This window comes from Ruegeria sp. AM5 (assembly GCF_056540645.1).
In genome coordinates, this window is the sequence record NZ_JBQFXC010000001.1 from 942,465 (window position 1) to 965,508 (window position 23,044).

18 protein-coding genes are annotated in these 23,044 nt (G+C 56.4%); 12 read left to right on the forward strand and 6 right to left on the reverse strand.

The features are described 5' to 3' along the window. Positions 1-136 precede the first annotated feature (136 nt). Together ACR0AH_RS04790 and ACR0AH_RS04795 are read left to right on the forward strand one after the other, a co-directional pair. Positions 137-1,318, forward strand: coding sequence for an efflux RND transporter periplasmic adaptor subunit (locus ACR0AH_RS04790; RefSeq protein ID WP_170393332.1), 1,182 nt, complete (start codon positions 137-139; stop codon positions 1,316-1,318). Next, positions 1,318-4,455, forward strand: a complete 3,138-nt coding sequence (locus tag ACR0AH_RS04795; protein WP_170731957.1) for an efflux RND transporter permease subunit — start codon at positions 1,318-1,320, stop codon at positions 4,453-4,455. Before ACR0AH_RS04790 ends, ACR0AH_RS04795 begins: the two co-directional genes overlap by 1 nt. Positions 4,456-4,532: 77 nt before the next feature. Here ACR0AH_RS04795 and glpD read toward each other — a convergent pair whose 3' ends face one another. Then, positions 4,533-6,110 carry a glycerol-3-phosphate dehydrogenase gene (gene glpD, locus ACR0AH_RS04800; RefSeq protein WP_480590674.1) on the reverse strand — a complete coding sequence of 526 codons (1,578 nt, stop codon included), beginning with the start codon at positions 6,108-6,110 and terminating at the stop codon, positions 4,533-4,535. A gap of 190 nt (positions 6,111-6,300) precedes the next feature. On the opposite strand from glpD, the gene ACR0AH_RS04805 reads away from it, so the two are divergent. The 4 genes from ACR0AH_RS04805 (at position 6,301) to ACR0AH_RS04820 (ending at position 10,240) form a co-directional block, all read left to right on the forward strand. Then, on the forward strand, positions 6,301-7,059 hold the full coding sequence (locus ACR0AH_RS04805; protein ID WP_480590676.1) for a DeoR/GlpR family DNA-binding transcription regulator: 759 nt from the start codon (positions 6,301-6,303) through the stop codon (positions 7,057-7,059). Positions 7,060-7,148: 89 nt separating this feature from the next. Beyond that, positions 7,149-7,511: a DUF3302 domain-containing protein gene (locus ACR0AH_RS04810; RefSeq protein ID WP_170393336.1), complete on the forward strand. Its 363-nt coding sequence runs from the start codon at positions 7,149-7,151 to the stop codon at positions 7,509-7,511. A gap of 21 nt (positions 7,512-7,532) precedes the next feature. Next, the gene (locus ACR0AH_RS04815) at positions 7,533-8,678 is read left to right on the forward strand and encodes an HlyD family secretion protein (protein ID WP_170393337.1); all 1,146 of its coding nucleotides are present in this window, start codon (positions 7,533-7,535) and stop codon (positions 8,676-8,678) included. An 11-nt stretch (positions 8,679-8,689) separates the two neighbouring features. Further along, positions 8,690-10,240, forward strand: a complete 1,551-nt coding sequence (locus ACR0AH_RS04820) for an efflux transporter outer membrane subunit (protein WP_480590678.1) — start codon at positions 8,690-8,692, stop codon at positions 10,238-10,240. Positions 10,241-10,243: 3 nt separating this feature from the next. On the opposite strand, the gene mprF is transcribed toward ACR0AH_RS04820, so the two are convergent. Further along, positions 10,244-12,850 (reverse strand): bifunctional lysylphosphatidylglycerol flippase/synthetase MprF, encoded by a 2,607-nt coding sequence (gene mprF / locus ACR0AH_RS04825; RefSeq protein ID WP_480590680.1) that lies wholly within the window; start codon positions 12,848-12,850, stop codon positions 10,244-10,246. Positions 12,851-12,941: 91 nt separating this feature from the next. Next, positions 12,942-13,370, reverse strand: coding sequence for an Lrp/AsnC family transcriptional regulator (locus ACR0AH_RS04830; RefSeq protein WP_170393340.1), 429 nt, complete (start codon positions 13,368-13,370; stop codon positions 12,942-12,944). An 86-nt stretch (positions 13,371-13,456) separates the two neighbouring features. Between ACR0AH_RS04830 and rocF the strand changes: the two genes are divergently transcribed. The 3 genes from rocF to ACR0AH_RS04845 are packed head-to-tail and all read left to right on the forward strand — an operon-like array spanning position 13,457 to position 16,347. Next, positions 13,457-14,377 carry an arginase gene (gene rocF / locus ACR0AH_RS04835; RefSeq protein ID WP_170510398.1) on the forward strand — a complete coding sequence of 307 codons (921 nt, stop codon included), beginning with the start codon at positions 13,457-13,459 and terminating at the stop codon, positions 14,375-14,377. Then, on the forward strand, positions 14,377-15,297 hold the full coding sequence (gene ctlX, locus ACR0AH_RS04840) for a citrulline utilization hydrolase CtlX (RefSeq protein ID WP_480590682.1): 921 nt from the start codon (positions 14,377-14,379) through the stop codon (positions 15,295-15,297). Before rocF ends, ctlX begins: the two co-directional genes overlap by 1 nt. 6 nt (positions 15,298-15,303) lie before the next feature. Then, the gene (locus ACR0AH_RS04845) at positions 15,304-16,347 is read left to right on the forward strand and encodes an ornithine cyclodeaminase (protein ID WP_480590684.1); all 1,044 of its coding nucleotides are present in this window, start codon (positions 15,304-15,306) and stop codon (positions 16,345-16,347) included. A 50-nt stretch (positions 16,348-16,397) separates the two neighbouring features. Here the strand turns inward: ACR0AH_RS04845 and ACR0AH_RS04850 are convergent, their stop codons facing one another. From ACR0AH_RS04850 to ACR0AH_RS04860, 3 genes are read right to left on the reverse strand one after another with little or no spacing between them, the layout of a single operon-like run. Continuing rightward, a complete protein-coding gene (locus ACR0AH_RS04850) occupies positions 16,398-17,801 on the reverse strand; it encodes a TRAP transporter large permease (RefSeq protein WP_170393344.1) in 1,404 nt (467 codons plus the stop codon). A gap of 3 nt (positions 17,802-17,804) precedes the next feature. Further along, positions 17,805-18,434 carry a TRAP transporter small permease subunit gene (locus ACR0AH_RS04855; RefSeq protein ID WP_170393345.1) on the reverse strand — a complete coding sequence of 210 codons (630 nt, stop codon included), beginning with the start codon at positions 18,432-18,434 and terminating at the stop codon, positions 17,805-17,807. A 59-nt stretch (positions 18,435-18,493) separates the two neighbouring features. Next, the gene (locus tag ACR0AH_RS04860) at positions 18,494-19,510 is read right to left on the reverse strand and encodes a C4-dicarboxylate TRAP transporter substrate-binding protein (RefSeq protein WP_170405200.1); all 1,017 of its coding nucleotides are present in this window, start codon (positions 19,508-19,510) and stop codon (positions 18,494-18,496) included. Between the two features lie 408 nt (positions 19,511-19,918). Here ACR0AH_RS04860 and acs point away from each other — a divergent pair, with 408 nt between their 5' ends. From acs to ACR0AH_RS04875, 3 genes are all read left to right on the forward strand, one after another. After that, positions 19,919-21,883 (forward strand): acetate--CoA ligase, encoded by a 1,965-nt coding sequence (gene acs / locus ACR0AH_RS04865; protein WP_480590686.1) that lies wholly within the window; start codon positions 19,919-19,921, stop codon positions 21,881-21,883. Positions 21,884-21,890: 7 nt separating this feature from the next. Next, positions 21,891-22,574: an adenylate kinase gene (locus ACR0AH_RS04870; RefSeq protein ID WP_170393348.1), complete on the forward strand. Its 684-nt coding sequence runs from the start codon at positions 21,891-21,893 to the stop codon at positions 22,572-22,574. Between the two features lie 182 nt (positions 22,575-22,756). Then, positions 22,757-23,041: a DUF4212 domain-containing protein gene (locus ACR0AH_RS04875; RefSeq protein WP_010439512.1), complete on the forward strand. Its 285-nt coding sequence runs from the start codon at positions 22,757-22,759 to the stop codon at positions 23,039-23,041. The last annotated feature ends 3 nt before the right edge of the window (positions 23,042-23,044 follow it).

Below are 23,044 nucleotides of genomic sequence, written 5' to 3' on the forward strand. Positions count from 1 at the left end.
GATTCTTGCCAACGCATTACCTCAACACGCTTGAGAAACTGCGTCAAACCCGCCATCCTGCCTATAAAATCAATCGACTCATCCGGGGGTTTCTGTTGCCCGGTTGTGCAATCTTTACTTTGAACGAGGCGTCAACATGTCCCTTGCATTTAAGAAGCCAGCACTCCGCCCACGCGGCTATTTCAGGGCACTAGGCGTTTCTGCCGCTTTGTTTGCATGTTCCAGCCTGCCTCAGATAGCGGTCGCGCAGGATCAGGGCGATGCCCCTGCGCCCAAGGTGTCGATCGCCGCAGCTTATACCGAAGAGATCACCGATCAGGCCACCTTCATTGGACGGGCCGAGGCAATCGACAAGGTCGATATTATCGCGCGCGTCAGTGGTTTCCTGGACAGCCAGAACGTCGACGATGGCTCTCCGGTGAATGAGGATGACCTGCTGTTCACGATCGAACCGGATCTTTACGAAGCCACGCTTGAGGCGCGTAAAGCCGATCTGGACCGGGCGCAGGCAAACCTTGAACTGGCCAAAGTCGATCTCGCCCGCAAGGAAGAGCTGTACAAGCGCGACGCTACACCGGAATCAGAACGTGACATTGCCCGAGCCAATGAACTGGTCGCCGAGGCCGAGGTCAAAGCCGCCAATGCAGCGATCCAACAGGCCGAGCTTGATCTCAGCTACACACAGATCCACGCCCCGTTTTCGGGCCGCATCGGCCGCGTGGAAACCAGTGTCGGTGATGTTGTGGGCCCCAACAATCCGCCGCTTGTCACCCTGGTCAGCGAAGCCCCCATCTATGTGAATTTTTCGTTGAATGAGAAGCAGTTCACGTCGGTTCTTGAACAATTTGGTGAAGACCCGGCCACGCTAGCTGAAAGCAGCCAAAGCCCGAATGTTCATGTGACTCTGCCGAACGGTACTGAGCTGGATGAAACCGGCGAAATCATTTTTGTCGACAACCGCATTGATCCGCTGACCGGAGCCATTACGATCACAGCTCAATTCGACAATGCCAAGCGTCTGCTCGTTGATGGTGCCTTCGTAAACGTTCAGATCGAAGCGCTTGAGCCGACGCTGCAGGTATTGATCCCTCAAGCAGCGCTGCAGCGTGATCAGCGCGGCGAATTCGTTCTGGTCGTCAATGACAAGCAGATGGTTGAACAACGCTACATCACAACCGGAGATACCGTGGATTCGGCGATTATCGTCACAGATGGCCTGCGCGAAGGCGAAAGCGTCATCGTCGAAGGCCTGCAACGCGTGCGCCCCGGCGTCGCCGTTGATGCAGTCGTTGCGTCCGAGCAGCCGGAGAATAACTGATGTTCTCAGCCCTGTTTATCAGCCGGCCCAAGCTGGCGCTTGTCATTTCGCTGGTCCTGACCATTTTGGGCGGGATCGGTTATCTGGTTCTGCCGGTTGCGCAGTTTCCCGATATCACGCCGCCGGTGGTCAGCGTAACGGCCACCTATACAGGTGCAAATGCCGAAACCGTGGAAAATACCGTGGCCGCCCCGATCGAGGCGCAGGTCAACGGTGTGGACGACATGATCTACATGACGTCGACCTCATCGGATAACGGCTCGTATTCGTTGAACGTTACGTTCGAGGTGGGCACCGACCCCGATATCGCCTCGGTCAACGTGCAGAACCGTGTGGCACAGGCGATGGCATCGCTGCCGTCCGAAGTGACTTCATCCGGTGTTGTCACGCAAAAAGCGTCAACCAACATGTTGTTGCTGGTCACGCTGACCTCGCCCAATGGCACATATGACAGTGTGTTCCTGTCGAACTATGCCTCAATCAACTTGAAAGACGCTCTGGCGCGGGTTCAGGGCGTGGGTAAAGCGGATGTTTTGACCAATCTGGAATACGCCATGCGGATCTGGATGGACCCGGACAAGATGGCCGCGCTGTCAATCACTCCGGGTGATGTGATCAATGCCATCCGCGAACAGAATATCGAGGTCTCTGCGGGCTCAATCGGGTCACCGCCTGTACCTGAAGGGCAGACCTTTCAGTATACGATCAAGACCAAAGGCCGCCTGACCTCGGCCGATGAATTCGGAGATATTGTAATCCGTACAGGCGAAGCCGGTGCGATTGTGCGCGTCAAAGACATTGCGCGCGTCGAGCTAGGGGCGCAGTTCTATTCCGCCTCGGGCTATTTCGAAAGCGTTCCTGCGACCGTTATCGGCATCTATCAGGCCCCCGGCGCAAACGCCCTTGCGGTGTCCGAACGTGTTGAGGCCGAACTTGAGCGCCTGTCACGGTCCTTTCCCACGGATGTCGAATACGATGTTCCATTCAATACGACGGATTTCGTGGAACAGTCGCTCAATGACGTGGTCTCGACCCTCATCCTGACATTCATATTGGTGATCACAGTTGTGTTCATCTTCCTTGGCAGTTGGCGGGCGACGATCATTCCGGCGGTAGCAATTCCGGTCTCATTGATCGGGACATTTGCCTTCCTGCTGGCCTTTGGCATGTCGCTGAACACGATCTCGCTGTTCGCATTGGTGCTGGCCATCGGGATCGTTGTAGATGACGCCATCGTCGTGGTGGAAAACGTCGAACGTATAATCGCCGATGAAGGTCTGCCCCCTGCCGAGGCAACCCGCAAGGCCATGGGCCAGATCACCGGGCCCGTGATCGCGACCACGCTGGTGCTACTGGCCGTCTTCGTGCCGGTGACTTTCATGCCCGGCATATCCGGACGATTGTATTCCCAGTTTGCGGTAACGATCTCGACTGCTGTGGTAATCTCGTCGATCAACGCCTTGACCCTTTCACCGGCCTTGTGCGGGCTTGTGCTACAGGCGCGCTCGGGGCCGCCCAAAGGGTTGCTGGCCGTGTTCGAGAAATTTATCGGCGGAATGCGCAGCGGCTATGTCGCCATCGTGCGAAAGCTACTGATCCTGCCGGTCATTTCGCTGGGGATCATTGCAGCATTCGCAGCGGGTACTGGGACCATTATGGGCAACACGTCCAAAGGGTTCATTCCGCTGGAAGACAACGGATATCTGTTCGTCGATATCCAGCTTCCCGATGCGGCGACGCTTGAACGGACCGAGGCGGTTTCTGCGCGGATCGATGAACAGATTCAACAGATCTCCGGCGTATCCAGTACCGTTCTGGTCAATGGGTTCTCGCTGTTGAACGGGACCACTACCAATGGCGCAGCCATCTTTGTCAACCTGACCAACTGGGAAGAGCGGCAGGAACCCGAGCTCAGTGCGGATGCGATCCTGAACCAGGTTCTGGCGATTGCATATGGTGAGTCTGCCGCATCGATTGTTGCGTTCAACCCGCCACCCATTCAGGGCCTTGGTATGTCTGCAGGGGTTGAAATGGAAGTGCAGCAGACCGGTGGCGGCTCGCCGCAGGATCTGGCCTCGGCCGTTGGGTCGTATGTCTATGCCGCAAACCAGCGTCCTGAGATCGCGCAGGCCTACACCACCTTCCGTGCGAACGTGCCGCAATTGTTTGTCGATCTGGATCGGGAAAAGGCCAAAACCCTGCAAGTCTCGGTGGCCGAGATTTTCCAGACCATGCAGGCGCAGCTTGGCTCGTATTACGTGAATGACTTCAACCTGTTTGGTCGTGTCTATCGCGTAATGATCCAGGCCGAAGGGTCATACCGGAATAAGGTCGATGATATCTCAGAGCTTTATGTACGTTCCACCAAAGGTGAGATGGTACCGCTTGGCACGCTGATCGATATCGAGAACGTGCTGGGTCCGGTCCTGCTAAAGCGGCATAACCTGTTCCGCTCGGCCACTGTGACAGCGGTTCCGGCACCGGGGCTCTCGACCGGGGACGCCATCAATGTCATGACCGAGGAGTCGGCGACTGCCTTGCCCCCCGGCTATGCCTATGAATGGACCGGAACGGCGCAGCAGCAGCTGGCCTCGGGCGGTCTGGTCGTGGTGATCCTTGGGTTGGCGATCCTGTTTGGGTACCTGTTCCTTGTCGGCCAATATGAAAGTTGGACGATGCCCGTTTCGATCCTAATGTCGGTGACCGTGGCCTTGTTCGGTGCCGTCGCAGCGGTGGCGATCGTTGGCAGCGACATCAACCTCTACACGCAGATCGGAATGATCATGCTTGTCGGGCTTGCGTCAAAGAACGGGATTCTGATCGTCGAATTCGCGATGGAGCAAAGGGCCAAGGGGCTGTCAATCAAGGAGGCCGCGGCCGAAGCCGCATATCAGCGTTTCCGCGCTGTGATGATGACCGCCCTGTCCTTCCTTTTGGGCGTGGTTCCCCTGCTGGCCGCGAACGGGGCCGGAGCTGCCAGCCAGAAGGCCATCGGCGTTGCCGTGTTCGGCGGCATGCTGGCAGCCACTCTGTTCGGGGTCATTCTGGTACCGGTCCTTTACGCTGTGATGCAGAGCCTGCGCGAATGGGTCAAAGGCAGCAAGAACGATCCGGAACCGTCAGAAGAAGCCGCATAAGACCGGCATTGAAATCGCAAAACGCCCCGCACATCTGCGGGGCGTATCTTTTTTGCTTGGATCGACTGATCCGCACGCTAGTCAGTTAACCGTTTGGCCATCCAGTCGTCTATCCGGCTGATCTGTTCGGGGCTGAGCCTTAGACCCAGCTTATTGCGCCGCCACACGACATCCTGAGCGGTGCGCGCGTATTCCTTGTCCATCAGCCAAACCAGTTCGGCCTCGGTCAATGTCGCGCCGAAATCGTCACCCAGATCGCTCTGATCTTTTGCCGGACCCAGAAGGTCCCAGGTCTCGGTGCCATAGGCCCGGATCAATCGACGGGCCCAAAAATCGGTCAGGAACGGGTACTCCGCTATCAGTTTCCCGATCAAATCCTGCGCGCCGTCGACCGGAAAATCCCCGCCGGGCAATGGGACGCCTGCGGTCCATGGTCCGCCAAGATCTGGGAAATGTTCTCCAATCTTCTCCAGCGCGCTTTCCGCGAGGCGTCTGTAGGTGGTGATTTTACCACCAAAGACATTCAACACCGGAGCCCCGCTCTCGGCATCAACTTTAAGCGTGTAATCGCGGGTAGCCGCCGTGGCACTGCTTGCGCCGTCATCATATAGCGGACGGACGCCTGAATAGGTCCAGACAATATCTTCACGGGTAACGGGCTTCGCGAAGTATTTCGATGCGAAAGCGCACAGATACTCCTGCTCGGCCTCGGTACAAATCGGAGGCTCGGAGGGGTCAGAATGATCCTGATCCGTGGTTCCGATCAAGGTAAAATCCTGCTCGTACGGGATCGCAAAGATGATGCGCCCGTCTTCGCCCTGAAAGAAATAGCACTTGTCATGGTCAAACAGCTTGGGTGTCACGATATGGCTGCCACGCACCAGACGGACGCCTTCTCGGGAATTGACCCGGATCTTGGTCTGGATGATGTCACCTACCCAAGGTCCGCCCGCATTGATCAACATCTTCGCAAGGACGGTTTCGGTCTTGCCGCTATCCCGATCCCGGATCGTAACCTGCCACAGTTCATCGATCCGCTCAGCCGAAAGAACCTCGGTCCTGACCATGATCTTGGCCCCGCGTGCCTCGGCATCGCGGGCGTTCAGGACCACCAGCCGCGAATCCTCGACCCAGCAGTCCGAGTATTCATAGGCGGTTTCAAATTTGTCTTGCAGCGGAGCCCCCTCGGGTGCCGCGCGCAGGTTCAGCGAACGTGTACCCGGCAGGATTTTGCGACCGCCCAGATTGTCATACAAAAAAAGGCCAAGCCGTATTAGCCACGCAGGACGACGCCCGCGCATCCATGGCATCACCGTACTGAGCAACCGTGAGGTCGGCGTTTCAGAGTCAAAACGCATATCGGCGTGATAGGGCAGCACGAAACGCATGGGCCAACTGATATGGGGCATAGCGCGCAGTAAGGTCTCGCGTTCGACCAGCGCTTCACGCACCAAACGAAATTCAAAAAATTCCAGGTACCGTAGCCCGCCATGAAACAGTTTGGTCGAGGCTGACGACGTCGCCGAGGCCAGATCGTTCATTTCAGCCAAGGTGACCGATAGGCCCCGACCTGCCGCATCACGTGCGATACCGCACCCATTTATACCCCCGCCGATCACAAAAAGATCGGTAACTTGGCTGCTGTCCGATGACATATCCAATTGATTCCCCAACGTGGCAGTTTCAAGCGCATTAGCAGCATGATGGTTCGTATCGTCAACTTTATTTTTCGATATTGTTCGTTTTTAGCTGAAACAACGAATATTAATAAGTGCAACTAACGAATTCCCTTGCTTAACCGCAAAATTAGAACAAAAACGAAAACACCGGAACTCAGGACCGCCCATGTCACTATCATTTCGCCAATCGGACATTCTTTTAGTCGCCGAGCAAGAGGGCCGCGTTACTGTCGAAGGACTGGCCGAGCGCTTTCAGGTGACGGTTCAAACCATTCGCCGTGACCTGACTGAACTGTCAGAAGCTGGTAAGTTGGATCGGGTTCACGGGGGTGCCGTTCTGCGTTCTGGCGTGTCTAATATTGGATACGAAGACCGGCGCGCCCTGAATCATGAAGCCAAGACACGCATCGCTGAACGCTGCGCGGCCGACATCCCCGAGGGCAGCTCGATCTTTATGAACATAGGCACCTCGACCGAGGCCGTTGCCCGCCAATTGCTGAAACACAAAAACCTAATGGTCGTGACCAACAATATGAACGTTGCCAATATCCTGGCCGATAACCCCGATTGCCAGATCGTCGTTGCAGGCGGTGTGCTGCGCAGATCAGATAGTGGGTTGGTCGGGAATCTTGCGGTCTCGACCATCCGCCAGTTCAAATTCGATCACGCGATTATCGGCTGTTCCGCATTGGATGCGGATGGGGATCTAATGGATTTCGATCTCCAAGAAGTACTGGTCAGTCAAACTATCATTGAACAAGCCCGGCAGATCAGCCTAGTAGCGGATGCTTCAAAGTTTCAGCGCACCGCGCCCGCACGCATCGCCTCATTATCCGATGTTGATATGGTTTATACCGATCTACCGCTACCCGACGACCTCCATCAGAAGTGCATAGACTGGAACACCAAAATTATTGAATGCTGATGCGTCCCTCCGATCAGCCAGAAAGTGATTGATTAGCTGGACAACAGCGCCTGAGGATGGAACAGTTTCCAACAACAGGAGGCGCGAGCATGGGACTTTTGGGGCAGCCGCTGGGCTACTATGACTATCTGACATTTGTGGCACTTATCTTGCTGCTGGCAGCGGTGATGGCTTTGTTTCTATTCATAATGGGCCTGCCCGGACGTATCGCGATCAAACGCAATCACCCCCATGCCGAAGCGGTCAAGATCATGGGATGGATGGGATTTTTGGCGATTGTCCCTTGGGTGCACGCCTTTATCTGGGCGTTTCACGACGGCGTCACCGTCGACATGCGCCGCGGCCCTGATGAAGAACGCAAGGCCATAAGGGATGAAATCAAGCGTCTGGGAGGCACCGTCAAACCGGAATACCAGGACCCACTTGATACCGACGAAACAAAGCAAGCCTAAGGCCAAAGGAATTCAGCACTCATGTTCGTCGCCCTAGGCATCACGCTTTTCTACATTATTTTTGTCTGGTTCATCTTCTTCAAGGTGCAATGGCTGAAATTCAACATCATGTGGGGGATCGTCTCATTCTGGGTCGGCGCTCATCTGCTGCTGATCTTTTTGGTCGCGCTGCGCTTCTTTCAGCCCTTTTCCGTCGACAGCCACGTCGTGCGCTCCACCATCCAGATCGTCCCGCGTCTGACTCAGCCCACAATCCTGTCCGAGGTTTTGGTCGAGCCCAACACCTGGGTCACTAAGGGCGATCCGCTGTATAAGTTCGACGACACGGTGTTTTCGCTGGCCGTGGACAAGGCGAATGCACAGCTGGTGGCGGCGCAGCAAAACGCAAAGATCCTTGAACAGGACGTTATCGCGGCGGGAGAAGCAGTCGAACGCGCGAACGCGCAGCTGGCCTATGCGCTGACCGAACAAGCGCGATACGAGAACCTCGTTCCCGCCGGGGGCGCCCGCCAGGATGAACTAGACCGCTGGAACGAACAGGTCGCGGAAGATCAGGCGAAGATTAAGGAAGCTCAGGCCAATCTTGAAAAGGCCAACCTTGCGCTGGATTCGCAGATCGACGGCGTGAATACGGGCATTATTGAGGCTGAGGCGCAGCTGGCCGAGGCCGAGTATTTTCTCGACAACACAACGATCTATGCCCCCGAAAATGGCATGATCGTTTCGCAACAGGCCCGCCCGGGGATGGTTGTGGGGGAAATTCGTCTGGGTGCCATTGCCAGCTTTGTCACCGAAGAAGACCCCTATATTCTAGCCACCTTCCGCCAGCAGAACCTGAAATTTGTCGAGGTCGGCCAACCGGTCGAAGTTGCTCTGGACCTCTATCCCGGAGAAATTCTGACCGGCAAGGTTGAGGCGGTCTGGTGGGCCACACGTCAGGGCCAATACTTGCCCTCAGGCCGCCTGCCCGGCTTTGAGCTGCCAAAACTGCCCGGTCGGATCGCTGTTCAGATCTCGGTCGATGTGCCTGAGGGGCATACTTTTCCTGCAGGTGGCCACGCTGCGGTGGCGATTTACACCGGCATGGGAAAAAGCTTTGAATTTCTGAGGCGCATCAACATTCGCCTCTATTCCTTCGCCAACTTCATCCGGCCACTGGATATCTGAGGATGCGTACGATGACACTCCGCCGGTTGTTAGGCACTGCCCTTTGCGCCGCTACCCTCACCGCCTGTACGCCGGTGGGGCCTGATTTTGTGCGCCCCAACTCTCCGGTCGTGAAGCAATGGATGGAGGTCAACAACCCCAGCGCGGGCCAGAGCGGCCTGACCTCGCGCAGCGCCCCGGTTGTGCGCTGGTGGGAAACGTTCAATGATCCGACGCTGAACAAACTGATCGCCGAAGCCTATGCGCAGAACCTGACCATACAGGTCGCAGGTGCCCGCGTACTTCAGGCCCGCGCGCAACTTGGTATCGCATTCGGAGAGCTCTACCCGCAATCGCAGGCCGTGGGCGGTTCGCTCCAACGCCGACAGATCAGCGACAATCTTGGACCGATTTCGGACATCCGGCGGATCATTCCCTTGGACACCGAATTCTCGACTTCGCAAGTTGGGTTTGATGCGCAATGGGAACTGGACCTATGGGGCCAGCAACGTCGCGGCGTACAGGCCGCGCGATCGAACCTGGCACTGCAGGTTGCTAATTATGACGACGCACTGGTCACGCTGACCGGGGACGTAGCGGCGCTTTATATCAACATCCGTTCGTTGCAAGAGGCTCTGCGCATCGCGCGGGAAAACATCACGATTCAGCAGGCATCGGCAGACCTCACTCAGCTGCGCTTCAACAACGGCGTTACAACCGAGCTGGATGTTCAGGAATCAACTGCTCTGCTCAACAACACCAAGGCACTCGTGCCCGAATTGGAAAGCGATATTCAACAGGCCAAGAACGCGCTGGCCGTTCTATTGGGCAAAACCCCTTCCCAGATGACTGGCTTGATCGGCAATTCAGGCCGAATTCCAACAGGGCGCAGCAACGTGGCCGTTGGTGTGCCCGCCGAATTGCTGCGGCGACGACCTGACGTCCGCGCCGCCGAGTTGGCGGCAGCCACCCAATCGGCGCAGGTCGGGATCGCGTTAGCTGATCTCTATCCGCAGTTCATTCTGTCGGGCGCGATCGGGTTGCAGGCCTCGGGTGGGCGCGATCTGTTCAGCACCAACAGCGCCACAGGATTGGCTAGCGCAGGCGTTGTCTGGAACGTCCTGAATTATGGCCGCATCAAGAACAATGTCCGCGCGCAGGATGCCGCCTATCAAGCGTTGATCGCCAACTATCAGAATACTGTTCTTACCGCGTATTCCGAGGTCGAAAGCGCGATGGTTGCTTACGCACAGGCGCGCAAACAGGTCACCTTTTATCAACGCAGCGTCGAAGCTTCGCGCAAGGCGGCTGAAATCGCGGTCGATCAGTACCGAGACGGCATCGCCAGCTATTCGCGTATCCTGAACACGCAGACCGCGCTATTACGATCGCAGGCGAACCTGATCGAGGCCCGGCAGGAGGTCTCTTCGAATCTGGTCGCGATCTACAAAGGTCTGGGTGGTGGTTGGCAGATTCGGCAGAATCAGGAATTCCTACCCGAGACGGTGCTGGCCGAGATGGCCTATCGCACCGATTGGGGTGATCTGTTGGAGAAAACGCCAACACGCGCCAGCTTGAACTAAGGCCTATTTCGTCAACCCGCGCAGGCCACCCGAGATCAGGATGTTAACTTCGTAGAGGATACGTGGCGCGGCCAACCCGCCGGGGCTGGCTAGATAGTTGGGGCTCCATTCCGGATCGAATTTCTGCTTGAAGGCGCGCAAGCCTTCGAAGTGGTAGAATTGTTCGCCATGTTCATAAACGAACCCACCGATCCGATTCCAAAGCGAGGCCAACTGCCGGTTTTCGATCCCTGAAAATGGCGCAGCACCCAGTGAGAACCAGTGGAATCCCTGCTCGGACCCCCAGACCATCATCTCAGCAAACAGCGCATCCATGACAAAGCTGGGGCTGTCCGGTTCATAACGCATCAAATCCAGAGACAGTTCGGATTTGTTTCCGCCTTGAAACAGGTTCGCAAAGGCCATGATCTTGCCCGTCTCATCCCGCAGAACCGCATGGTCGAAATAAGAAAGGTAGGCATCATCAAAGCCGCCCAAGGCAAAACCCTTTTCCTCACCTGCCTTTTGCGCCAACCAATCGTCCGAGATCTGACGAAGTTCGGGCAACACCGGTGCAAGCTGTTCTTTGGGGATAATTTCGAACTTGTACCCCTCACGCTCAGCCCTGTTCTTCGCCTGCCGGAACCGTTTGCGCGATTTTCCGTCCAGCGAGAAATTCTGCAGCGGTACGCGGGCCACTTCTCCGATCTTCAGGATCGATAGGCCGAGGTCCAGGAATGTCGGCAGATATTTGGTCGATACACTGTAAAACGCACAAAGCTTGCCTTCGCGATCGGCCATTTCTCGCAATTGCCAGATCAGTTGCTGTCCCGCTTGCTCATCACCCACAGGCTCTCCTTTGGTGATCAGCGCATTGCCAGTATCGGCATAGGCAAGGAATGCGGTTTCGTCAGGCGAGATCAGGAATTGCTTATCACCCGTCAGTGAAATCTGAGATTCGGTGTCTTCGCTCTCCATCACGAGACGTTCGACAACTTCGGGGATTTCAGTCCTAACCGGCGCGGGGATTTCACGGCCGAACAGCGAGTTCACCGCCACGATGCCAACGATCACGGCCACCACGAGGCTGGACCGCAGGAATCGCGAGGCATCTCCACTCCAGGCAAAGTCCCACCACAGCGCGTTTTGATATTCGACATGGGAATAAGCGAACAATCCAATCCAGAAAATCACCGCCAGCAACGCGACGACGCTGACCAGCCAAGGGATATTCAGCCGAAAGATAGATGCACCGCTTACCCGGTAAAACGCACCCCGAAACATCGCCAAAAGGCCAATCGTGAACAGCAATGAAAGGGCTTCATGCGTATCAAGCCCTTTGGCGAGCGAGGCGAAGAAACCCGCCACCATCAAAAGCATGGCAACAACCCATGCCCGATAGAGCTTGCGGAATAGGCCACGTGAGACAAGTAGCAGTAGGACACCCACGGCGCTGCCTGCAAGATGAGATGCCTCGACAAATGACAAAGGCAAAACCTCTCGCAGTACGCCAAGGTTCTGTGAACTGGAAGGCAAAGCCCCTGAAACCAACAGGATAACTCCCGCCACAGCCGCGACGCCGGCAGCCACCATCGGGACAATGGGGCGAATTGCGCGATAGACCCAAGTGACCGCGCCCCCGATGCGATGGCGCTGTGTCAGCACCGACGCGACCGCGATCGACAGGCTGGCGATGGCAAACGGAAGGAACGTATAGACCAGTCGGTAGAGCAGAAGCGCAGCGATCACATCAGACCGGCCCGACGCCCCTAGACCAGCGATCAGAGTGGCTTCGAACACACCGATTCCACCCGGTGCATGGCTAAGGATACCCACCGCTATAGCGCCTATATAGACCGCGAAGAAATACGGGTAGCCAACCCCCAGATCGTCCGGCATGAGCACATACAGCGCCATTGAAGCGCCGAACAGATCGCCTACCGCCGCGATTGTCAGCAGACTTGCCAGCTTGCCGCCCGGCAGATTGAACCCAAACCCACCATAGGCCAATCGCCGCCCTCCGCTTGAAAGCCAGACAAACAAGACCGCAAGCCCCGCCAACATGCTCAGACCGATCACAGTTTCCGTCGTTTCACTGATCGGCAGGACCTTGGAAATGCCATCCGGGTGTATTGTAAGCAACAGGCCCAAAAGCAGGATCAGTCCCATCCAGAACGCCACCCAAGAGGTCGCGATCACCCCGGCCACGCGGCCAAGATCAAGCCCCAGCGACGCATAGATACGGTATCGGATCGCGGTGCCGGTGATATAGGAGAATCCCAGGCAGTTCGATACCGCATAGCCGCTTGCTCCGGCCATCCCTGCGACGGGCAAAGGCACTTTTCCATCGGCGACGCTCTGCACGGCAAGCACATCGTAGAACGAAAGCGACAGAAAACTGAAAGCCGTCCAGCACATCGCAAAAAACATGAATTTCCATGGTTTCGCTGCGATATCGCTTTGGATATCTGACCATTTCACATGCGCAGAGAGGTCATGCAGAACCGCAAGCGCGATTCCTGTAATCAGCAACGGAACCGCAATCTTGACCAGCGGCTTTTCCAACAGCCCTGTCACATACTCGGCCAGACGTACGGCGCGTGTCTCTTCCGTTGTCGGCTGTGTCGTCATTCCGTTCGCCCCTGCCCCGCGATCCTCAGATCAGTGTCAATTCAAAGCTTTGCACGAATTTTCCATCCGGCAAAGGGCCTAGGCCAACGCGTCACGAGCGTCCCTTGCGTGTCGAGAGCAACAGATTGGTCTCAGATCGTGTGACGCCCTCCATCCGACGGATCTGGAACAGGACTTCATCAAGCTCATCCAGTGTATCGGTTCCGATCTCTGCGATCAGATCCCAACTTCCATTGGTTGAGTGCACCGCCCGAACCTGACGCATCGCAGCGATCCGCGATCTGATCCGCTCGGTCCCGCGGCCTGCGATCTCAAGCATCATCAATCCACGAACAGGGCTTTCCGACACGCCCTGCCGTGTCACAACGGTAAAGCCGACGATTTCGCCAGACTGCTGAAGCCGCTTTAGTCGGCTGCGCACGGTTGTTCGGGTCACCCCGAGCAGTTCAGCCAGTTCCGACAACGATGCCCGAGCATCTCTGTGCAGTGCGTTCAATAAGCGATTGTCCAGTTCGTCCATGCGTGATTACCAAATCGGAATTAGCCAATTCACTTTGACCAATTTGATCTCTTTTCTCAACTCATATCGTATCGATAGATAGACTTATGAGCAAAATGAACATCATTCTCGCCGGAGCGCCGATGGATGCCGGCAAACACCGCCAAGGCTGTCGGATGGGTCCAGATGCCTATCGGGTCGCGGGTCTCGCCCAAGCGCTGTCAGATCTCGGGCATTCTGTGTCGGACATCGGTGACACGCGACCAGATGCCGTCGACATTTCGGAAGACACCCATCTGTTCTCTTTACCGGAATGCGTGGGCTGGACACAGGCGCTAAGCCGCACGGCACAAGAGGCCGCGCTTGAAGGCCTTCCTATTTTCATGGGCGGTGATCACGCCCTGTCGATGGGCACGGTGGCAGGAATGGCGGCACATGCAGACCGTATCGGGCGCCCTCTTTTCGTGCTCTGGCTGGATGCACATAGCGATTTTCATACGCCCAGCAGCACGGCCAGCGGCAATTTGCATGGAACGCCGGTCGCTTATTTCACTGGCCAGTCAGGCTTTGACGCCTTTCCACCGCTGATATCGCCGATCCCAACGGATCGCGTCGGTATGATCGGTCTGCGCTCGGTCGATCCCGCCGAACGTGCGGCGTTGGAAAAAGATCACGCGATGCTGGCCGATATGCGTAGCATCGACGAGCACGGGATCAAGGCACCCCTACTGGCCTTCCTTGATAAAGTACGCGCAGCAAACGGCATCCTGCATGTCTCGCTGGATGTAGATTTCCTTGACCCGTCGATCGCACCAGCCGTCGGCACCACTGTCCCCGGCGGTGCCACCGAACGTGAGGCCCATCTGGTCATGGAATTGCTGCATGAAAGCGGTCTCGTTTGTTCGCTGGATCTAGTTGAACTGAACCCATTCCTGGATGAGCGCGGCCGAACCGCAAAACTGATGGTCGATCTTGCAGCCTCGCTGATGGGTCGTCGCATCTTCGATCGCCCAACCCGGAGCTTCTGATGATTTCTCTTCAATCTCCTTCAGCTGTCGTGATGGTGCGCCCGCACGCATTTGCGTCGAATCCTGAAACCCGCGACGACAATGCATTTCAAACACTGGCAAATCGATCTGCTGCAGCGACGTCTGCTGCCGCGCGGGATGAGCATGACAAAGCAGTAGAACAGCTTCGCGCTGCTGGTGTGACCGTTCATGTGTTTGACGACAAAGGCGAACGTGACACCCCCGACAGCGTGTTCCCAAACAACTGGTTTTCGACCCATCCAGGCGGTCATGTCGCTGTTTATCCGATGTTCGTTCCATCGCGCAGACGCGAAAGACGCTCAGATGTAATTGAGTTACTGAAGAGGGAATATCGAGTGCAAGACGTCATCGACTATTCCGGCCTCGAACAGGACGACCTCGCGCTTGAGGGCACGGGCGCAATGGTTCTGGATCACGTGGGCCGTATTGCCTACACCGTTCGATCCAACCGCGCCGATCCGGTGTTGTTGGAGCGTTTCTGTACGCATTTCAACTATGAGCCGATTGCCTTTGATGCAAAGGACGCTGAAGGCCGTGATGTCTATCACACCAATGTCCTAATGGGGATCGGCACGCACTACGCCCTTATCTGTTTGGACATGATTTCCAACCCAGAACGTCGGGCAACAGTTCGGGCACGGCTTGAGGAATCTGGCCGTACTGTCATCGATCTGTCCCATGAGCAGATTGCAGATTTTGCAGGAAACGCGATTGAGCTTAGTGGCAATGATGGTCTTGTCCTGGCGTTGTCCAGCCGAGCGCTACAGGCTCTTACACCTGCTCAAGTCGCGATCATCGAAGCCAGTGCAACTCCGCTGCCGCTCTCGGTTCCCACAATTGAAACAGCCGGTGGATCCGTACGTTGTATGATCGCTGGTATCCATCTTTCCCGCCGATAGGAGTCTTTGATGCAACCTTCTGATAAGGCCCTCGTGCCATTTGTATCCGTCGACAACATGATGCGTCTGGTCCACCACATCGGGGTCGAACAGATGATCACGCAGATTGCCGCGCAGATCGAATCCGATTTTAAACGCTGGGAGAGCTTTGACAAAACGCCCCGCATCCCGGCCCACTCACCACATGGGGTGATCGAACTGATGCCAACCTCGGATGGTGAGGCATACGGGTTCAAATACGTCAACGGGCATCCCAAAAATACGTCTGAGGGCCTGCAGACCGTGACCGCGTTTGGCCTGCTGGCTGATGTCTATACCGGTTACCCGACATTGTTGACCGAAATGACGATGTTGACTGCTTTGCGGACAGCGGCAACCTCTGCTCTGGTCGGTAAATATCTCGCGCCCAAATCCGCAACGACGATGGCGATGATTGGAAACGGCGCGCAATCCGAGTTCCAGTGCCTCGCCTTCAAAGCCATGTGCGGGATCGACACGGTCAGGCTCTACGACACCGACCCGAACGCGACGGCGAAATGTGCAGCCAATCTGCAGGGCAAAGGGCTGACGGTCGTGCCCTGCAAAACGCCGGAGGACGCAATCGAAGGCGCTCAGATCATAACGACCTGCACCGCTGACAAGAAATACGCCACCATCCTGACCGACAACATGGTCGGCCACGGTGTGCACATCAACGCGATTGGCGGTGATTGCCCCGGCAAAACCGAACTGCACCGCGATATCCTTCTGCGCTCGAATATCTTTGTAGAATACCCCGAGCAAACGCGGATCGAAGGTGAAATTCAAGCTCTGGAGAATGATCACCCTGTCACCGAGATGTGGGAAGTGATGACCGGACAGGCCAAAGGGCGCACCGATGATCGACAGATCACGTTGTTCGACAGTGTCGGCTTCGCGATCGAGGACTTCTCGGCACTACGTTACATCAAAAGCGCGATTGAAGGCACTGATTTCTATGAGCCATTGGATATGCTGGCAGACCCTGACGACCCGCGGGATCTGTTCGGGATGTTGATGCGGGCAGGATAAAGAACCCGCACTTCTAAAACTGTGCCCCGGCCTTTGGCCGGGGCTTTTTCTTATCCCGCAAGCGATGGCAGGTATAGAACAATCCCTGGAAAGGCCACCAGCAGTGCGATGGTAAGTGCATCGGCAATGAAGAACGGCGTTACCCCTTTGAAGACATCCTGAACACTAAGATCAGGCCTCACGCCTGCGACAACAAAACAGTTTAGACCAATAGGAGGTGTGATCAGGCAAAACTCGGCCATTTTGACCACCAAGATTCCAAACCAGATCGCACACATCGGCCCGGACATACCAAAGGCGCTGTCTGCTGCGCTGACGGCCTCGCCTCCGTTCAGGGCCATAACGGCGGGATACACGACCGGAAGTGTCAAAAGCAGCATACCGATCGCATCCATGAACATGCCCAGCACTGCATAGGCCAGCAGTATGCAGATCAGGATCAACATAGGTGACATTTCGAGCGAAGTGATCCAGTCGGAAAACGCCCCCGGCAAATCAGCAAATCCTAGAAACCGCACATAGATCAGAACACCCCAGATGATTGCGAAGATCATGGCGGTCAGTTTGGCGGTTTCAAGCAAAGCCGATTTGAATTCAGGCCAGCGCATGCCGTGGATCAGGGCAAAGCAGAACACGATGAAGGCCCCGATGGCCCCGCCCTCGGTCGGGGTGCCCCAAGCCTTGTCGCCGAAGGGGTTATAGACAAAGCAGATTATGATGAGGATCACCGCCACAATGGGCAGTGCGCCCGGAAGAGCAGCAAATCGTTGTTTCCAAGTAAACCCGGTGACCGGTGGTCCGACGGACTTGAAGATCACGGCGATACCGACGATCAGCAAGCCATAGATCACCGCCGAAAACGCGCCGGGGATGAAGCCTGCGAGCAGCAGTTTTCCCACATCCTGCTCGACAATGATGGCGTAAATCACAAGGATCGCAGATGGGGGGATTAGCGAGGCCAAGGTCCCGCCAGCGGCAACCACACCGGCGGCGAAACGTTTATTATACCCGACGGCCAGCATTTCAGGGATGGCGATGCGCGCAAAGACGGCTGATGTGGCGACCGATGCACCTGATACGGCGGCGAAACCGGCGGTCGCAAAAATCGTTGAAACGGCCAACCCGCCAGGCACCCATGCCACCCAGCGTTTTGCCGCCTCAAACAAGGCGCGGGTCAGGCCAGCGTAGTAGGCTAGATAGCCGATCAGGATGAATGTTGGGATCAGGCTCAGCGTATGAGACGCCACCTTGGAATGTGGCACCTGGCCAGCCGTTTTGACGGCCACCGTCAGTGCCTTACCAAACCGCTCGGGATCATACCCAAACTTTGCCCAGAATATCCAAACAAGGCCAACCAACCCTGCCAGACCTGCAGCAAATGCCACCCGCATGCCAGTGACGACAAGAACCAACAGTCCGGCAGTGACCCAAAGGCCGATATCAATCGTGTCCATGGGTCAGTTACGTCCTTCGAATTGTTCGGCCTCGGCTGCAGCCTGTGCGGCGGCATCCTGTATCAGCGGTACGGCCACCGGTGCCTCGAGCCCCAGCATGAAGGCGCGTCCATAGCCCCAGACCTGCAAGATTAGCCGGGCGCACAGCACCGAAAAAGCAACGGGTGCCAGCAGCTTGGCTGGCCAAATAGGAATCCCGATATCAATCGAGCTGTCGCGACTCCACATCGGAGCGCCGAAGTCAAATGAGCGGTCAAAGTGGGACCAACTACCCCAAACCAGCGCCAGCATCAGCAGCAGTATCAACAGAACCGAGATCAGCTCGAACAACCACAGCGCCCGCCCTTTCAGGCGCGAGATAACGATATCCATTCGGATGTGCCCGCCATCACGTTGCACAAACGAGATACCCAGAAACGCGATCAAGGGCATCGCCTGTTCAATCCAGTCAACATATCCGGGCAAAGGCGCGTTTAATGCGTTTCGGCCGCTGACTGACACAACAGCCAGCACCATCAGCCCGAAAACCGCGAATCCGCTGATCAACGCCATAAAACGCTCTAGACGTAACAAACGGTGATCCAACCGGCTTAGAAGACTGCCATCCTCAAGCACCGTGGCATGTCCTGCCATCTCAGCATTCCTTTGATTGAAGGAGATGCCGGGTGCCTAATGACACCCGGCTGTGGCGATCAGTTACCGCCGCGCTGCTGTTGCAGTGTCGATTGCACAAGATCATAAAGATCCTGCGCAGGTAGACCCTGAGCGGTCATGTCTTCGATCCACTTCGCGCGAATCGGATCAGCGGCTTTGGCGCGAAACTCCTCAAGCACGGCATCGTCAATCTCGACCTTTTCAACGCCTTTCTCTGCCAGCACGCCATCCCACTTTTCAAGCAGTCCACCGTAGTTGGCCAGATAGTGATCGATAGCCTCATCAATCGAGCTGTCCAGCGCTTCGCGATGTTCGGCTGGCAGCGCTTCATAAGCGTCGATATTCACCACCACCGGACAGTTTACCGTTCCAGGATTCAGATTGGCCGTCCACCAGTCAGCTTCGTTGATCGTCCCGAATGACAAATGCGCATGCTGAGCGAAGGCCACGGTATCGACCACGCCAGATTCCATCGCATTATAGGCTTCGGTCGCGGGCACGGACGTAGGTACGCCACCAACCGCTTCAAATGCTTGCCCCAAACCGCCAGTGGCGCGTACGCGCATACCGTCGAACTCGGCAAGCTCATCACGAGGGTCACCGGTACCAACAAGGTTATATTGAGGCATCGGTGAAGTCATGATGATGCGCGCGTTCCACTGCGCCATCTCGTCCTTGACTGCTGGATGATCATAGACTGCGTGGCTGACGGCCACCTCTTCATCCAATGTGTTTACGCCAAGGAAGGGCAGTTCCAAAACGGTGATCGCGCGGTTCTTATCGCGGTGATAGCCCGCACAGAACTGCGCCATCTCGAACGCGCCAATCTCGATACCATCCAGGTTTTCCTTGGGCTTCGACAATCCACCATAGCTAACATTGATGGTGAAATCGCCGCCGGTTTTTTCGTTCACCAGTTCAGCCAGTTTCTCAACATGCTCGGTAAATGCGCGGCGCTTACCCCAGACCGAGGCATTCCATTCGGTCGCGGCTGCTTCGGTGACAAACGCCACACTCAGGGCGGCAAAAGCCGCACCGCTCAACATCTTTTTCATAGTGGTATCTCCCTTAGTTGCGCCCCCTATCGGGATGCTTGATTGTGAAGCTAGCGCCAAGTCTAGAAGCTGCCAACCCCTGCGAGGAGAAGTGGTGTTATCGCCACCAGACTTCGAGATTAAAGTGAAGCTATCGGCCAAAGCCCCAGACACATGCCAATGAGCGCTGATGTCATTACAGCTATCTTACTGTTTTAAATTATATTTTACGCATAATTTCAGAGTTGTTTACAATATTAGTGCCGGAAATGAAATTTCTTTACAAAGAAATCCAAGGATTATGGCAATTTATTTATTTCTTTTCTGATCCCCGTATTATTCAACTTGGGGAGGAACCGGATCGACATTGCCTGATCGGCTGGCAAAATCGATCCCATGTAATCCAGTCCAGAGGGAGGAGCCTCAAAGATGACTACCGCTGCCCAGGCAGATGCCAAGACATATCCGCCATCCGCAGAAACTGTCGCCCGTGCGCATGTCGACGCCGACAAATACGCAGATATGTACGCTGCGTCGATCAACAACCCCGAAGCATTCTGGGATGAGCAAGGCAAGCGCGTTGACTGGATCAAGCCTTATACTCAGGTCAAAGACGTCAGCTATGATTTTGGTTCGGTTGGTATCAACTGGTATGCGGACGGCACGCTAAACGTCTCGGCCAACTGCCTTGATCGTCATTTGAATACGCGCGGCGATCAGACAGCGATCATCTGGGAACCGGATGATCCAAACGACGAAGCTCAGCACATTACCTACGCCGAACTGCACCGTCGCACCTGCCGCATGGCCAATATTCTCGAGTCGATGGGCGTGCGCAAAGGTGACCGCGTTGTAATCTATCTGCCGATGATCCCTGAAGCCGCCTATGCGATGCTGGCTTGTGCACGGATCGGAGCAATCCATTCGATTGTATTTGCTGGGTTTTCACCCGATGCGTTGGCAGCCCGAGTCAACGGATGTGATGCCAAGGTCGTCATCACTGCCGATGAGGCACCACGTGGTGGCCGCAAGACTCCGCTGAAGTCCAACGCAGACGCGGCCCTGCTGCACTGCAAAGACAGCGTGAAATGTCTGGTGGTCAAACGCACCGGTGGGCAGACCACTTGGATTGATGGCCGCGACTATGATTACAACGAAATGGCGCTTGAAGCGGATGACTATTGCGCACCCGCCGAGATGAATGCCGAAGATCCGCTGTTCATTCTCTATACTTCCGGTTCGACCGGTCAGCCCAAAGGTGTCGTCCATACGACCGGCGGTTATCTGGTCTATGCCGCGATGACGCATGAGATCACATTCGACTACCATGAAGGCGACGTCTACTGGTGCACCGCCGATGTCGGCTGGGTCACCGGTCACAGCTATATCGTCTACGGACCACTGGCCAACGGCGCGACCACACTGATGTTCGAAGGCGTGCCGACCTACCCGGATGCATCACGCTTCTGGCAGGTGTGCGAAAAGCACAAGGTGAACCAGTTCTACACCGCTCCGACGGCAATTCGCGCTCTGATGGGTCAGGGTACCGAGTTCGTCGAGAAATGCGACCTGAGCGATCTCCGGACGCTGGGCACAGTCGGCGAGCCGATCAACCCGGAAGCCTGGAACTGGTACAATGAAGTTGTTGGCAAAGGTAAATGCCCGATTGTTGACACCTGGTGGCAGACCGAAACCGGCGGTCACCTGATGACCCCCCTGCCCGGTGCGCATGCGATGAAGCCCGGCTCGGCGATGAAACCGTTCTTCGGCATCCAGCCGGTGGTTCTGGACCCGCAATCCGGTGTTGAGATCGAGGGAAATGGCGTTGAGGGTGTTCTGTGCATCAAAGACAGCTGGCCCGGTCAAATGCGCACTGTTTGGGGCGATCATGAGCGGTTCGAGAAGACCTATTTCTCGGACTACAAAGGCTACTACTTCACCGGCGATGGCTGCCGTCGCGATGAGGATGGCGATTACTGGATCACTGGCCGCGTCGATGATGTAATCAACGTCTCCGGCCACCGGATGGGCACGGCCGAGGTGGAAAGCGCGCTGGTCGCCCATGCCGCCGTCGCCGAGGCCGCCGTGGTTGGTTACCCCCATGAAATCAAAGGGCAAGGCATCTATTGCTATGTCACTTTGATGAATGACCGCGAGCCGTCGGATGAGCTGCTGAAAGAGCTGCGCACCTGGGTCCGGACCGAGATCGGCCCGATTGCCTCGCCTGACGTGATCCAGTGGGCCCCCGGCCTGCCCAAGACTCGCTCGGGCAAGATCATGCGCCGAATTCTGCGCAAGATTGCCGAGAACGACTTTGGTTCGCTTGGCGATACGTCGACCCTGGCCGATCCGTCAGTGGTCGAAGAACTGATCGAAAACCGGGCAAACAAGTGAGGATGTGATGGACGCTGCCACGACCATATCCCCCGCTGTTCTGATCCTTCTCGGCCCTCCGGGCGCCGGGAAGGGTACGCAGGCTCGTATGCTTGAAGAGAAGTTCGGGCTTGTACAACTCAGCACCGGTGATCTGCTGCGTGACGCGGTCGCCGCAGGTACCGAGGCTGGTAATGCTGCCAAAGCGGTCATGGAGGCGGGCGATCTTGTTAGCGACGGCATCGTCATCGCGATCCTTCGCGACCGCATGGCGGAACCGGACTGCGCCAAGGGCGTCATACTGGATGGTTTCCCCCGGACCACAGTCCAGGCCGAGGCTCTTGATGGTCTGCTCGCGTCTTCAGATCAGAAGATCAACGCGGCCATCAGCCTTGAAGTTGAAGACGCCGAGATGGTGACGCGGATTTCTGGCCGCTACACCTGCGCTGGATGCGGTGAGGGCTATCACGACACGTACAAGCAGCCCGTCGAAGACGGCAAATGCGACAAGTGCGGACACACAGAATTCAAACGCCGCGCCGACGACAATGCCGAGACGGTCGCGTCGCGTCTGGCGGCCTATCACGCGCAGACCGCACCGCTGATTGACTACTATCAAGCCCAAGGTGTGCTGAAAGGCATCGATGCCATGGGCCAGATCGACGACATCGCGCAAGACCTTCAAGGGATTGTCGGCGAGGTCATGAAATAAGGGGAGGAGATAAGCCCTAGGGCTTTGATCCTAAATCAGAATACTTCAATGGACCCGCCTTGGCGGACCAGAGAAGCTATGCCTGACGTCACGGGGCGTTTGGCACAACCGAGAAGCGGCCCACCGCACTGGAGGAGTTGGGCAATGGGCCGCCAATGAGGGAAGCGAAGGAGGAACCCGCGATGGCGGATCATTCAACAAACTCCGCGCAGACTGCCGAAGCCGACAAGGGCTATTGGCAGGCCAACCTGCGCCTCATCTACATCAGCCTCGCGATTTGGGCGCTGGTGTCGTTTGGATTCGGCATTCTGCTGCGTCCGCTGCTGTCCGGCATCGCCGTTGGCGGTACAGATCTGGGCTTTTGGTTCGCTCAGCAAGGATCGATCCTGGTCTTTCTGGTGCTGATCTTCAACTACGCCTGGCGCATGAACAAGCTCGACGCTGAGCACGGCGTGGACGAGGAGTAATCG